The sequence below is a fragment of the Acerihabitans arboris genome, from assembly GCF_010131535.1.
GTDB classification, from domain to species: Bacteria; Pseudomonadota; Gammaproteobacteria; order Enterobacterales; family Enterobacteriaceae; genus Acerihabitans; species Acerihabitans arboris.
Genome location: NZ_WUBS01000001.1, coordinates 365048 through 378190 on the forward strand (window position 1 = coordinate 365048; position 13143 = coordinate 378190).

General features: G+C 58.0%; 11 protein-coding genes and 1 pseudogene. 5 read left to right on the forward strand and 7 right to left on the reverse strand.

Annotated elements, in window-relative coordinates; all coding sequences use genetic code 11:
- Positions 1–18 precede the first annotated feature (18 nt).
- A complete protein-coding gene (locus tag GRH90_RS01655; protein WP_162364144.1) occupies positions 19–843 on the reverse strand; it encodes a CPBP family intramembrane glutamic endopeptidase in 825 nt (274 codons plus the stop codon).
- Positions 844–1389: 546 nt separating this feature from the next.
- Between GRH90_RS01655 and GRH90_RS26105 the strand changes: the two are divergent.
- A pseudogene (locus tag GRH90_RS26105) lies at positions 1390–1632 on the forward strand (IS5/IS1182 family transposase); the annotation flags it as partial.
- A gap of 175 nt (positions 1633–1807) precedes the next feature.
- Here the strand turns inward: GRH90_RS26105 and GRH90_RS26455 are convergent.
- The 3 genes from GRH90_RS26455 to alkB all read right to left on the reverse strand — a co-directional run bounded on the left by GRH90_RS26455 (position 1808) and on the right by alkB (position 4369).
- On the reverse strand, positions 1808–1939 hold the full coding sequence (locus GRH90_RS26455; protein ID WP_281352675.1) for a hypothetical protein: 132 nt from the start codon (positions 1937–1939) through the stop codon (positions 1808–1810).
- A 266-nt stretch (positions 1940–2205) separates the two neighbouring features.
- Positions 2206–3228 carry an MFS transporter gene (locus tag GRH90_RS01660; RefSeq protein WP_162364145.1) on the reverse strand — a complete coding sequence of 341 codons (1023 nt, stop codon included), beginning with the start codon at positions 3226–3228 and terminating at the stop codon, positions 2206–2208.
- A 493-nt stretch (positions 3229–3721) separates the two neighbouring features.
- Positions 3722–4369 carry a DNA oxidative demethylase AlkB gene (alkB, locus tag GRH90_RS01665; RefSeq protein ID WP_162364146.1) on the reverse strand — a complete coding sequence of 216 codons (648 nt, stop codon included), beginning with the start codon at positions 4367–4369 and terminating at the stop codon, positions 3722–3724.
- Positions 4370–4718: 349 nt separating this feature from the next.
- Here alkB and GRH90_RS01670 point away from each other — a divergent pair, with 349 nt between their 5' ends.
- Genes GRH90_RS01670 through GRH90_RS01685 form a run of 4 tightly spaced genes read left to right on the forward strand, consistent with a single transcriptional unit; the run spans position 4719 to position 9648 of the window.
- Positions 4719–5615 carry an ABC transporter substrate-binding protein gene (locus tag GRH90_RS01670; RefSeq protein WP_162364147.1) on the forward strand — a complete coding sequence of 299 codons (897 nt, stop codon included), beginning with the start codon at positions 4719–4721 and terminating at the stop codon, positions 5613–5615.
- Positions 5612–6538, forward strand: coding sequence for an amino acid ABC transporter permease (locus tag GRH90_RS01675; protein WP_162364148.1), 927 nt, complete (start codon positions 5612–5614; stop codon positions 6536–6538). The genes GRH90_RS01670 and GRH90_RS01675 overlap by 4 nt, the downstream gene beginning before the upstream one ends.
- Positions 6531–7292 (forward strand): amino acid ABC transporter ATP-binding protein, encoded by a 762-nt coding sequence (locus GRH90_RS01680; RefSeq protein WP_162364149.1) that lies wholly within the window; start codon positions 6531–6533, stop codon positions 7290–7292. Before GRH90_RS01675 ends, GRH90_RS01680 begins: the two co-directional genes overlap by 8 nt.
- A gap of 34 nt (positions 7293–7326) precedes the next feature.
- Positions 7327–9648 (forward strand): molybdopterin-dependent oxidoreductase, encoded by a 2322-nt coding sequence (locus GRH90_RS01685; RefSeq protein WP_162364150.1) that lies wholly within the window; start codon positions 7327–7329, stop codon positions 9646–9648.
- A gap of 114 nt (positions 9649–9762) precedes the next feature.
- Here the strand turns inward: GRH90_RS01685 and GRH90_RS01690 are convergent, their stop codons facing one another.
- From GRH90_RS01690 to GRH90_RS01700, 3 genes are all read right to left on the reverse strand, one after another.
- Positions 9763–11109, reverse strand: a complete 1347-nt coding sequence (locus GRH90_RS01690; RefSeq protein WP_162364151.1) for an MmgE/PrpD family protein — start codon at positions 11107–11109, stop codon at positions 9763–9765.
- A gap of 1 nt (position 11110) precedes the next feature.
- Positions 11111–12262, reverse strand: coding sequence for an amidohydrolase (locus tag GRH90_RS01695; RefSeq protein WP_162364152.1), 1152 nt, complete (start codon positions 12260–12262; stop codon positions 11111–11113).
- Positions 12263–12376: 114 nt separating this feature from the next.
- Positions 12377–13138: an amino acid ABC transporter ATP-binding protein gene (locus tag GRH90_RS01700; protein WP_162364153.1), complete on the reverse strand. Its 762-nt coding sequence runs from the start codon at positions 13136–13138 to the stop codon at positions 12377–12379.
- Positions 13139–13143: the final 5 nt, after the last annotated feature.

Genomic DNA, 13143 nt, shown 5'->3' on the forward strand with positions numbered 1-13143 from the left:
CTGGTAAAACGAAAGATATTAGAGTGATAATGGCTGATAGAGTGGATAAGTAAAGAAAAGCAGATGGATCAGATTAAGTCCAAAATGAAAAAGTGTTGAGATCCACAAACAACCACTCCACATCCATGCCAGTCCATATATTACTCCCGATAGACCTGCGAATAGCATGAGTTGTGGGCCACCAACATAGTGCAATGCACCAAACAGAATGCTTGCTACGATGAGTGAACTATACGGGGAAAGGAAATTCCCCAGCCTTTGTTGAAAATATCCACGGAATAATGCTTCCTCGGCGAGGGAAACAAAAAATAGGTTTGCCAATACATATTGCCATAACCATTCAGGATGGTGCGTTTCGAATCTTAAACCTCCAATGTACACGGCAAAAATAAGTAATGCTGGCACAGATAAGGTTAGAACCAACCACAGCCACATTTTGGGCGGTAAGGTGGATTTAGATTTGAAAAGCGTTGATATACATGCAAGTAAGATGAAAGGTATTATTGCCTTATCAAGGTTATAGTACATCGTAAAGGTGGTGCTCAGTGGTCCAACATATGCTGCATCCAAAACCTTTAGATTGTTGAATCCTGGAATAAGATGCATGGTTAAACCAATTGCGATAATAACTAGAATTAATTCCGTTATTATGCGAAAAATTAATTTATCTCTAAATTTAAAGCGCAATAAAGTAATTGCAATTATGCTTATTATTATCAAGCTACCTATTGGCGTCAAAATATTACCTGACATTGCTGATATGAAGGTAAGAGCGAGTAAAAAAAGAGATAATGGCGTTAGAAAGAGTAAGGTAAGTAATGAACTTGCAAGTAGTAACCACATAGAGCTTCCTTGTGTGTAAAAAATAGTATCAATTTTCCCTAAAAAATGAGGTCTCCGCTACGATTTTAGTCATCATCTGGGGGCTATCCTACGGGGGGATCCCCGTAGGTTTTCAAACATGGGTACTTAGGGCTGTACCAAATATCACGGAAAGTGCCGGGGCGGTGTTTATAGCGGTTTTTCCATTCGCCGTGGCCGGTGGCGCTATGCTCGGTGGCATCATCGTAGAACGCTATAGCCTTTCGGCCAACCTGATTCTTGGAGGAATTGCGGTGCTGATAACAGCTTTTATTATATGTTATTTTAGTCGCGCATGGATCGTATCTTAAGGCTGATTATTTGACACCTTTCGATGGAAGTTTTCATTCATTCCGTGTCGGCATCATCTGTTTCTGTTGCAGGGTTGCTGGTGCGGAACTAATGGCTACAGGCTGTCCATCGCGAACAAACACAACGTTGCTCAATGGTGTCGCCATCGATGCAAAAGTGATCCACCGGAGGTGCGGACCAGCACCTGGGCTACTTAGCAGGTAGTTCATGTACCCTTACGAAGACCGCGTCCGAGCGGTAGTGAATCAGCGTCTGGCGGCGACTAATGCGCGGTGGAAATGGATAATGGAGTGCAACCGCCGATCAATAGCAGAAACGGCGATGTACCGGGTAAAACCGTTGTTCGGTGGTTCTCCGACGCTGTGTGATGATGGTCAGGTTGCTAGAGGCTATGGCCATGATCCCTGCCCTGAACACAATGACGCGGGTGTTATGCCGATAAGTGTGCGTATTGCCTGAGAGTTAACCGTGCCGCAGAGACGCTGAACCATAATCTGATTTATTCAACAAAGCCTCATTCAATCTTACTGTCGATTTATTTTAAAGCAAATCATGTTCATTTCTCACTACATAACTCCTTTATTCTTTTAATAACGGATTCAGCATTATGAGTCACATAATCCATCATGCTTAATTAAATTATATTATTTTTATAAAATCCATTATTATAAAACTGGAAACGTAATCCCGGCGCACAAACCAATAATTTAGCCTTTTGCTCCATGGATTTTTCTATATCTGCTCCAGTATTATCACTTTCGACCATCCAACCAATCCCGGCTGATCTCAACGTATTTTGCAAAACGGATATGTATTGTTTTTACTTATACAGACCGAACAGCCCCCTCCGTCACCGGAAATTGGTGAGCGGCCAATAGTCGGAGGAGGTGTGGAACAGAAACCAGCCATTTTATTGCGCCGGATTAAAACATGACCGCAATGATGCTTAGTATCACAGTTAGGTATTTGCCGTCATTTTCCCTAATGGCGGCAAATAGATAATTATAACGAGAAATTGGATCCTTTATCCTTTTACAGCGGACGCTGATGATTAAATCCCGGGCTAGGTTGCGTGCGGCGCCCTACCATACCCATTACGCCGGCCAGAACGGCTTCGACAATCAGCATAAAAAAGGTAAACCAGCTGGCTTTAGCGGTAGCGGCCGCCGCCTTTTCGCCCGCTTCACGGGCTTTTTGCTCAGCCTGTTGTTTCAACTCTTCATATTTGGCGCGGGCTTGCTGGTAACTTTTTTCTGTCTGGTCGACAATCTGGTCGGCTTCCCGATCGCTTTTACCGGTGCGCGCTTTAATGATGTTTTTCAGCGCATCCCGATCGGCGGCCTGGAAGGTGGTTTCGTTACGCTGGATCAGACCCGTAAAAAATCCGGCAATGTCGGTATCAGCGGTCTGGGGGTGATTGGCAGTATCGGATGCCTGATTTTGCGCGTTATCGACTTCTCCCGCTGCTTTATCTTGCAGATTTTCCGGCTGCAGTTCTGGTTTACCCGTCTGGCGCAATGTGGTTTCCAGTTCATTTTGCAAGCTATCGAGATTGATATTATTTTCCGCCAGTTTATCTTTTACCATTTGCGTTACCGGCGGCGCGGCGGCGGATATGCCACTGCCGAGCGTTTGTAAGCCGGTTCCCGCGATGCTCATGGCGCCGCTCACGGCGTGATTAACCACCACAAGCAGGAACCAGGCACAAATCAAGGTATTCACCCCGAACATTAACAGACCATGAAGCGCCCCTTCGCGCTGGGCCAGACGCCCGCTGGCGTATGCACCGGTTGCTATGGCGATCAGCATGCTGGCGCCGGTCCAGATAGCCGCGCCGGTCCCTAAGCCGGCAAGAGGATTATTTTCTTTCAACGGATCGATAGTGCTGGCGCCCACGGCGGTACCCAATATGGCCAACAGTAAATAGACCACCATTGAAATAATGACACCAGCGAAAACGGCACTCCACGAAATACGCTTGAGAGGGACACCGGTTACCGGCTCAACCCATGTCTCATTGTAATTTCCAGGTGCAGTCGTTGGGGTTTCGCTCATGTTGGAATCTCCATTTATCGCTAGACATTTCAAGATTTGAACGCAGTTCAGGTTGAACAGAATGCTGCGCTCTCATGCCAATGGTCACATGCCATCCTAACATCACATTAGCTTTATTAATGTTAGTCACATAACAGGAAATGCACCAACAAATCTTTACATATCGTGAGCAAGGTATGAAAATAAATAAAAAATACATATTATTCATTATCTTTTGTCAAAGGCAACTCAGCCAAAGTTCCCGCCGTGCTCTTTAAATTATGGGATTGCCCGGTTTTTACTGCGTAGCAAATGATATATATAGCTAATAATTTGGCCAAATAACGCGCGTTTTTTTGCAGGCCCCGCCAAGCATTTTGGCAGGCAAACGTGGTTGGGTCTTCAGGAGGCTGATACGCAGGATTTTGGCGATCTCAATCCAATCATTACGGTGAGCGTCAACCTAATCTAAATCAATCCTATTTTATAAATTATGTAAGCGGGGAAAATACCGCTAAAGCGCCTTGCGCAGCGTAATATTAATGCGGTGCGGGCCAACCAGCGAATGATACCCTTCCTTGACCGGCAGGATGCCGTGATAGTTCAGCCTGGACGGTCCGCCCCACACCACCACGTCGCCATGCGCCAGCGGGATGCGCCGGGCCCGATCGCTGCGCTGCAGGCCGCCGAACCGGAACACCGCCGGCAGGCCGAGCGACACGGACACGATGGGCGCGTCAAAGTCATGCTCGTCCTTGTCCTGGTGTAGGGAGAGCTTGCTGCCCGGATCGTAGCGGTTCATCAGGCAGGAATCCGGCAGGTAGTGACCGAAACCCGCCTGCATGGCGGCTTCATCAGCCAGCGCCATCAGGATCCCGGGGATGGGCGGCCAGGGCTTGCCGGTACGGGAATCCCGCTCCGAGTAGCGGTAGCCACGGCTGTCGCTGTTCCAGCCATTGCCGCACCAGCTCATCGCCACCGACATGACGTGACCGCCCGGCGTGGTCATATGGCGCCACGGCACCTGGGCCACCACGCCGTTTACCGCCGCCAGCAGCGCCGGGCCGTGGTCGCGCGCAAAACCATGCAGCACCACCGCTCCGGGGGCTATTTCTTCGCGCCACGGCGGCGGCGGCGCGTCTTCAAAAAGATCAATGGTCATCACTCAAGCCTGTATACATGAACAGTGATTATTTTAGCCCACCGCGGCCGCTTGTCCAGCGCCATCGCAGGCTGTCCCCGGCGCCCGGCGCGGGACCTGAGGATACAACGGTCGAGCCCGGTGATGGTTATTTCAATATTTCTTATAAGCTTAGCTAATTTTGTCACTTGTGAAGGCCGCCGGTATTCCATGACAATATATCAATGAGTGGACTATGTGCTGAAACCGCTGCCAGACCGGCGTTTGCCTAAGCGCCCTAACCGCTTCCGCCTTTATCATCTGAAGGTTTATCTATTTAAGGTCTGCACGCAGACCCCTTTGTCATGTTTCATCAGGAGAAAAGCCTTTAATGAAGTTATCCCATGGTTTTATATCGCTTTTCATGATGGCGGGCGTGCATAACGCCTGGGCGGCCGAGCAAAATGTTCCCACGGCCAGTTCGTTTCACGTCAAGGCCGATGAAACGCTAAAAAATAAACTGCCCGCCGACATTTTGTCCCGGGGCTATATTATTGCCGGCACCAACCCCAACACGCCGCCCACCACCTTTTTCCAGGAAGACAACCGCACGCTGGCGGGACGTGAAATCGATATCATGAACGCCGTTGCCGAACGGCTGGGCGTGACGGTGCACTGGCAGGATACCGGCGGGTTCGACAACATTATTCCCGGGCTGAAGTCGGGCCGGTATGACGTGGCGCTGTCCAATATCAACGCCACCAAGGCGCGCTTGCAGCAGATCGATTTTATCGGTTATTACAACGCTTCCCGGCTCGGGGTTATTTCCCGTAAAGACGCCAATGTCGCCCCTTTTACCTCGCTATTGGCGGTATGCGGCAAACAGGTCGGCGGCGGGGCCGGCACCACCCAGCTGACCCGTCTCGAAGCCGCCAGCAAGCAGTGCGTGGAGCAGGGCAAACCGCCGATTAACATTGCGGTGTTCCCGGACCGCCCCGCCGGGGTGCAGGCCGTGGTCAGCGGGCGCGTGCCGCTGTTTTTCGGCCCTTATGAAGGGCTCACCTGGCAGGTGAACCTGGTGAAAGCGCTGGCCATGAGCGGCGAAATCAGCGTGGACGACGCGCCGGTTTCCATTGCTTTCCCCAAACAATCGCCATTGGAAGAACCGGTGCAGGCCGCGCTCAATTCCCTGATCCAGGACGGCAGCTATCAAAAGATCCTCGATCATTGGGGAATCGGCTATGGCGCCGTGAAAGAAGCAAAACGTAACGAAGAGATATTCCAATGAGCAGTACACAGCAGGAAACCGAAGCCGACGGGCTGAGGATTGTCGGCAAACGCTATTACGGCCGCTGGGTCAGCGCGTTTTTCGTGCTGATCCTGCTGTGCGCCGCCATCCATTCGATGATGTCCAATCCCCGCTTCGAGTGGCAGACTATCGTCGGGAGCTTTACCGAGGCATCCATCCTGCGCGGCGTGCTGATGACGCTGCAGTTGACCGTCATTTCGGTTTTGTTCGGTTTTGCCTTCGGCACCGTGCTGGCGCTGATGCGCCTCTCGTCCAATCCGGTGCTGGTGGCGGTAAGCTGGGCTTATACCTGGTTCTTTCGCGGCGTGCCGATGCTGGTACAGCTGTTCCTCTGGTACAATATCGCCGCGCTCTATCCCAAGATTTCCCTGTCCCTGCCCGGCGTCGGCGCGCTGTGGAGCGCCGACGCCAACACGTTGATAAGTCCGTTCAGCGCGGCGGTGATCGCGCTGGTGATGCACCAGTCCGCCTATGCCGCGGAAATCGTGCGCGCCGGCATCCAGAGCGTCGGCCATGGCCAACTGGAAGCGGCGCGGGCGCTGGGCTATCGCCCGGCGCAGATCTTTCGCCACACCATATTGCCGCAGGCGATGCGGGCTATTTTGCCGCCGGCCGGCAACGAAATTATCGGCCAGCTGAAGACCACCGCGGTGGTCTCGGTGATCGCGCTGCAGGATGTGCTGTTCTCGGCGCAAATTATCTACCAGCGCACCTACCAGGTGATTCCGCTGTTGCTGGTAGCGACGCTGTGGTATTTGCTGATGACCTCGGTCCTGTCGGTGGGCCAGTATTACGTTGAGCGCTATTTTAGCCGCAGCGTGACCCGCCAGCCAAGCCAGGAGCGGACGAAACGCAAGCCGTTGTTTTATAGCCTGAAGACCGGGAGGGTAAACAATGGCTGAGACCATCACCCTGCGCAAGGTCACCAAACGTTTTTCCGGCAACACCATCCTCGATAATATTACGCTTGATATTCCCGCCGGCTCGGTGACGGTGATCCTCGGGCCGTCCGGCTCCGGCAAATCTACCCTGCTGCGGTGCATCAACCATCTGGAAAAGCTTGATGGCGGCACCATTCTTATCGGCGGTGAACTAGTGGGCTACCGGCAGAAAGGACAGGCGCTCCATGAATTAGGCAGCCGCGAGATTGCGCTTCAGCGCAGCCGGATAGGTATGGTGTTCCAGCAATTTAACCTCTTTTCGCACCGCACGGTGCTGCAAAACATTATTGACGCGCCCATGCTGGTGAAAAAGTTGAGCCGTCAGCAGGCCACCAGCAAGGCGCGACTGTTGCTGCGGCAGGTCGGGCTGGCCGAACGGGAAAACGACTGGCCGCAACAGCTTTCCGGCGGACAGCAGCAGCGCGTCGCCATAGCCCGTGCGCTGGCTATGGATCCGGCGGTGCTGCTGTTTGATGAACCGACCTCGGCGCTGGATCCGGAACTGGTGGGAGAAGTGCTGCAGGTGATTAAAACGCTGGCGCATTCCGGCATCACCATGGTAATTGTTACCCACGAGATTGGCTTTGCGCGTGAAGTGGCGGATAACGTCGTCTTTATGGAAGAAGGTAAAATTGTCGCCGCCGGTCCGGCACACAGCGTGCTGGACGACCCGCAAAACCACCGCGTGCGGCACTTCCTGGCAACCGTGCTGTAAACCACCGGCTTGTTATTTCACCTGGATACCCTTGATGACTTCGACCCATCGCAAAACGCACAGCTCCCATTGGGGGGCGTTCACCGCCCGCTGGCAAGACGACCGGCTGGTCATCACCCCGTTCAGCGGCGATCCCGATCCCAGCCCGCTGCTGCAGAACATGGCCAACGCCCTCGGCCATCGGGCGCGTATCGCCGGCCCGATGGTGCGACGCGGCTGGCTGGAACAGGGCCCGGGGCCCGATAACCGCCGGGGCGCGGACGAGTATGTCGCCCTGAGCTGGCCGGAGGCCTATGAGCGGGTGGCCGCCGAGTTGCAACGGGTAGCCGGAGAATCCGGGCCGGAGGCGATATTTGGCGGTTCCTACGGCTGGTCCAGCGCCGGGCGCTTTCATCATGCCCAGAGCCAGGTGCATCGCTTCCTTAATACCACGCTCGGCGGTTACGTCCGCTCGGTCAACAGCTATAGCTCCGGCGCGTCGGCGGTCCTGCTGCCGCATATCATCGGCGATATCAACGAAATCGCCCGCCGCGGCGTCAGTTGGCAGGAAATCGCGCAGCACACCGAGGTCATGATCTCCTTCGGCGGCCTGGCGTTGAAAAATTCTCAGGTGGCCAGCGGCGGGCTGAGCGAGCATACCGAGCGTGGTTTTATTGACCAGGCGGCGCGGCGTGGCGCGGCCTTTATCTCGGTCAGTCCGCTGGAAAGCGATCTGCCCGCCGAGGCCCGGGGCGAGTGGCTGCCGATACGTCCCGGCACCGACGCGGCGCTGATCCTCGCGCTGCTGCATGTGCTGGTAAGCCGACGGTGGAGTGATGAGGCGTTCCTGGCGCGCTACTGCGTCGGCTGGGAGAAGCTGGTGGCCTACCTCCGTGGCGACGCGGACGGACAGGTCCGCGATGCCGCCTGGGCGGCGCCCATCTGCGGCATCCCCGCGGCGCGTATCGAGGCGCTGGCGGCCAGGTTGCATGGGCGCAGGGTGATGGTGACGGTGGCGCACTCGCTGCAGCGGGCGGAACATGGCGAGCAGCCGGTATGGCTCGGGCTGGTGCTGGCGGCGGCGTTGGGGCAGCCGGGGCTGCCGGGAGGCGGCTACGCTTATGCGCTGGGCGCGCTGGGCCATTACGGCAAGCACCACAACCAGGTGGCGTTTCCGGCGCTGCCGCAGGGGAAAAACGGTATCGACCGGTTTATCCCGGTGGCGCGGGTGGCCGATATGCTGCTGCATCCCGGTGAGAAATTCTTTTACAACGGGCGTCATCTTACCTATCCGTCCATCCGGCTGGCCTATTGGGCGGGCGGCAATCCGTTTCATCACCATCAGGACCTGGCGCGCCTGCGCCGGGCGTTTTGCCGGCTTGATACGCTGATCGTGCATGAGACCGCCTGGACGGCAACGGCGCGCCATGCCGACATCGTACTGCCCGCCACCATGACGCTGGAACGGGAAGATATCGGCGGCGCGCCGACGGACCGGCATCTGGTTGCCATGCAGCAGGCGGCCGCGCCTTACGGCGAAGCGAAGGATGATTACGCCATCTTTACCGAACTGGCCCGGCGGCTCGGCGGGGAAGCAGCTTTCACCGAAGGACGCGGCGCCCGGGAATGGCTGGCGCATCTCTATCAGCAGATGCGTGAACGTCTGCGGGAACGTGACGTCAGCGTGCCTGATTTTGCCACCTTCTGGCAGCAGGGCATCCTGGAACTGCCGCAGGACCAGGATGGGGGCCGGCTGCTGCGGGCGTTTCGCCAGGATCCGGAGCGCAATCCGCTGCCGACGCCGAGCGGCAAACTCGAGATTTTCTCGCAGGCCATCGCCGGCTTTGGTTATGCGGACTGTCCGGGACATCCGGTGTGGCTTGAGCCGCAACAGCGGCCCGACCAACAGCATCCTTTTTATCTGATTGCCAACCAGCCCGAATCGCGCCTGCACAGCCAACTGGATTTCGGACAGTACAGCGTCAGCCGCAAACGCGGCGGGCGCGAGATATGTCGCCTGAATCCCGACGACGCGCGGCGCCTCGGCATAACCACCGGCGACGTGGTTGAACTGGTCAACGGCCGCGGCACGGTGCTGGCCAGCGCCGAGGTGAGCGCACGTATTATGCCGGGGGTGGTACAGTTGCCGACCGGCGCCTGGTACGATCCGGTGGATCCGCTGGCGGAGAAACCCGTCTGCCGCCATGGCAATCCCAATGTGCTGACGCTGGACATCGGCACCTCTTCGCTCAGCCAGGGCTGCGCCGGTCAGATTACCGTGGTGCGCGTCGGCCGCTTTGCGGGCGAGGCGCCGGAGGTCAGGGCGTTTGAGCCGCCGGTCGCGGCGTCGCGCCGGCCGGAAAACAGCGGTGGGTAAGCAACGATTGCGGCACGGATATCATTAGCGCGGGCAGGGAACGGCCGCGGCGCGCAAATTAGGGGAACGGGTGAAACGCTGAGGTCGGCGGGAAGAGCCAAGCGTAAAGCGCGTCTACCGGCGGGGCTGGTGAAGCGCCGACAGGAGTATCCCCCCCAGCCGGGACAGCGACGAGGGTGAATCCAGGCGGCTCAGGCTTTCGATGGCGTCGATCATCGCATCCGTTTCACCCGCCAGGCACCGCCGCAGCTTATGCGACAGATCCACCGGATGGGACAGGCTCTCCCGGCGCGTCACTTTACACCGCAGCGGCGCATCGTGATGGAAAAATAGCGTCACCTGATGGAAGCGGGCGGAGGGATCCAGCTCATCGGGAGGCGCCAGCGGGTCGGGACAGCGGCTGACCCGCTGCGCCAGCGCCGAAATCGCCGCATTCACCGGTCCTTCGGCAAATTCCGCCAGGGTAAGATCGTCGCGCAACAGGCCGGCGGCGATAACGTATTCCAGGCTAAAGCGCGCTTCCATACCGTTACGGGGCCGGCGCACCGAGGGTGCGAGATCGCCGCCCGGCGGAAACGCCACCTCGATATGATCCAGCCCATCCAGCAGCGCGTCGAGGGTATGGCCGCTGTCCAGCCACTGCCGGCGTAACCGGCGCGCCGCATCGGCGGCGCTGTGGGTGCCGCTGCAGGCGGCATACGGCTTGAACTCCAGCCCGGGAGCGACAATGCGCCAGGGTTCGCCCCAACGGTCGGTCAACAGGCCCGGATCCTGCTGGCCGCCACAGCTGGCCGCCAGGAAATCCTCAATAATCCCGTCAGGCTGTCCGGAAAACCCCGCTAACGCGAGCTGGCAAGCGGCCACCGCGGCCTGCGCCGCCAGTCCGGCATGCAAGGGTTTTGCCGCGGAGCCGGCCTGCGCGCGCAGCCCGCTGGCCTGGGTGGCGGCGATGCCCAGCATCACCGCCGTCGCGCCGGCGTCGGCCTTCACCAGCCGCGCCGCCCCCGCCGTTGCCGCCAGCGTGCCCAGGGTGCCGGTGCTGTGAAAGCCCAGGGCGTAATGCCGGCGTCCGGCGGCCAATCCCAGCCGCCCCGCCGCTTCCACCCCGACGGCATAGGCGTCGAGAAACCCCTCGGCGCTGACCGTCGGATGATCCGCGGCCAGGGCGAACAGCGCCGGCAGGATCACGGTGCTGGGATGGCCGCGAAAGTCGGGGTGAAAATCATCATAGTCCAGCGCATGGCCGGCATAACCCAGCAGCAGCGCACGCGTGCGCGCATCCTGGCCGTCATAGACCCGGCGCAGGCAAGCCAGGCCGCTGTCAGCCACGCGTCCGAGCAGCACCGGGAGGGTCACCGCCAGGTAGTCCAGCACTCCGGCCCGGGCTTTTTCCCGCGCCGTTTCGTCGGGCCGGGCGTCGGCGATAAGCGTCGCCAGCCGCCGGGTGGGCGTTTCGCTCATGTTACGCCAGCGACTTCAGCGCTTCGCCGGCCAGGCGCGCAAGATAACGGGCGGTGGGGAACAGCGCGCGATCGTCCACGCGAAATTTCGGGTGGTGCAGCGCATGGGGGCCGCCGGATCCAACCATCATGAAGGTGCCGGGCAGCTTCTGCTGGTAAAAGGCGAAATCCTCGCCGATCGGGCTGGCGTCGACGCGCCTTGCCTCAAAGCCGGTCTCGGTGGCCTGCTCCAGGGCAAACGCCACCCATTCCGGCGTATTCACCACCGACGGCGGCCCGGCGTGCCATAAAAACTCCAGCTGCGCCCCATAGGCCTCGGCGATGCCTTGCACCAGCTGGCGGAAGCGCTGCTCGATAAGATCGCGCACGTCCTGGCTGAAGGTCCGCACCGTGCCCTCGATATAGGCGGTATCCGGGATCACATTCCAGGTGCTGCCGCTGTGGACCTGGGTGATGGATACCACGGCATTGTTGTTGGACGGCACGTTGCGGCTGATCAGGGTTTGCGCCGCGCCAATCAGCTGGCCGAGGATAATAATGGGATCGTTGCCCTCGTGAGGCTTGGCGGCATGGGAGCCTTTGGCGGCAATCTTGATCTCGAACCTGTCCACGCCCGCGGTCAGCGCGCCGTCCTTGCCGCCTACCACGCCCACCGGCAGGGTGGGATCGTTATGGATGCCGAAAATGACCGCGGCGTCGTCCAGCGCGCCGGTGGCAATCAGGTCCGGCGCACCCAGCCCGGTTTCCTCCGCCGCCTGGAACAGCACGCGCACCCTGCCCTTTAAGCCGGCCTCCCGGCGTTTCAGCAGGATGGCGGCGCCGAGCGCGGCCGAACTATGGAAATCATGACCGCAGGCGTGCATCACGCCGGGGTTTTCGGAGGTGTACTCGACGCCGGATTCCTCGTTGATAGGCAAAGCGTCGATATCGGCGCGCACCACCACCAGCGGGCCGGGCAGCAGGCCGCCGATTTCCGCCACCAGGCCGGTTTTCAACGGCAAATCAAGAATGCGGATACCTTCCCGCTCGAGCGCGGCGCGGATTTTGGCGGTGGTTTCAAATTCCTGGTTGGACAGTTCGGGATGCCGGTGCAGGTGGTGGCGAAAGTCCTGGATCTGTTGCGCCAGGTCCTGATATTCGGGAGGGATGGTCATTAGGTTACTCCATCAGTCAAAACGCGTATTGGCCCGCAGCCTGGCGGGCGCTGGCCGGACGCGCCCTGCCGGCATACCCGCCAGGCGTATGCGGGCGCGGCGCCGGTAAATCGCCTAAATAGAAAACTCGCTGGGCGTCTCGATATTGATCAACTGCCTCAGGAAGCGTCGGGTCTGCGGATTGTCGGAAAAATTGATGATATGCTCCGCTGGCCCCTGTTCGATAATGTGTCCGTCGGCCATAAAGATCACCCGGTCGGCCACCTCTTTGGCAAACTGCATTTCATGCGTGACAATCACCATGGTGGTCTTGCGCCTGGCAAGCGTCTGGATCACCTGCAACACCTCATGCACCCGTTCCGGATCCAGCGCCGAGGTGGGTTCGTCAAACAAAATCGCTTTCGGATTGACCGCCAGCGCCCGGGCGATGCTGACCCGCTGTTGCTGGCCGCCGGACAGGGTCACCGGATACTGATGCGCCTGATCCGCCAGGCCGACCTGCTCCAGCAACGACATGCCCATTTCCACCGCCTGCCTGCGGGGCAGTTTTTTCACCACCAGCAGTCCTTCGGTGATATTTTCCAGCGCGGTTTTATTTTTAAACAGGCTGTAGTTCTGGAACACCATCGCCGTCTGGCTGCGCAGGGCGTATTCTTCCCGGGTGGTATAATGCTCGGTATCAAGGGTAACATCGTCAATCCGGATGATGCCGGATTCGGGTTTTTCCAGCAGGTTCAGGCAGCGCAGCAGCGTTGATTTGCCCGAGCCAGACGGTCCGATAATGGCCACCACTTCACCGGCGGCGATGTCGATGCTGATATTGTCCAACACCACCTGGTCACCAAAACGTTTATAGAGATTTTTGGCCGTGATCATAATGT

Coding starts and splice junctions, on each gene's coding strand:
- GRH90_RS26455 (WP_281352675.1), bottom strand. CDS start 1,939: ATGGTCGAAAGTGATAATACTGGAGCAGATATAGAAAAATCCATGGAG.
- alkB (WP_162364146.1), bottom strand. CDS start 4,369: ATGACCATTGATCTTTTTGAAGACGCGCCGCCGCCGCCGTGGCGCGAA.
- GRH90_RS01700 (WP_162364153.1), bottom strand. CDS start 13,138: ATGATCACGGCCAAAAATCTCTATAAACGTTTTGGTGACCAGGTGGTG.
- GRH90_RS01690 (WP_162364151.1), bottom strand. CDS start 11,109: ATGAGCGAAACGCCCACCCGGCGGCTGGCGACGCTTATCGCCGACGCC.
- GRH90_RS01680 (WP_162364149.1), top strand. CDS start 6,531: ATGGCTGAGACCATCACCCTGCGCAAGGTCACCAAACGTTTTTCCGGC.
- GRH90_RS01660 (WP_162364145.1), bottom strand. CDS start 3,228: ATGAGCGAAACCCCAACGACTGCACCTGGAAATTACAATGAGACATGG.
- GRH90_RS01685 (WP_162364150.1), top strand. CDS start 7,327: ATGACTTCGACCCATCGCAAAACGCACAGCTCCCATTGGGGGGCGTTC.
- GRH90_RS01655 (WP_162364144.1), bottom strand. CDS start 843: ATGTGGTTACTACTTGCAAGTTCATTACTTACCTTACTCTTTCTAACG.
- GRH90_RS01670 (WP_162364147.1), top strand. CDS start 4,719: ATGAAGTTATCCCATGGTTTTATATCGCTTTTCATGATGGCGGGCGTG.
- GRH90_RS01675 (WP_162364148.1), top strand. CDS start 5,612: ATGAGCAGTACACAGCAGGAAACCGAAGCCGACGGGCTGAGGATTGTC.
- GRH90_RS01695 (WP_162364152.1), bottom strand. CDS start 12,262: ATGACCATCCCTCCCGAATATCAGGACCTGGCGCAACAGATCCAGGAC.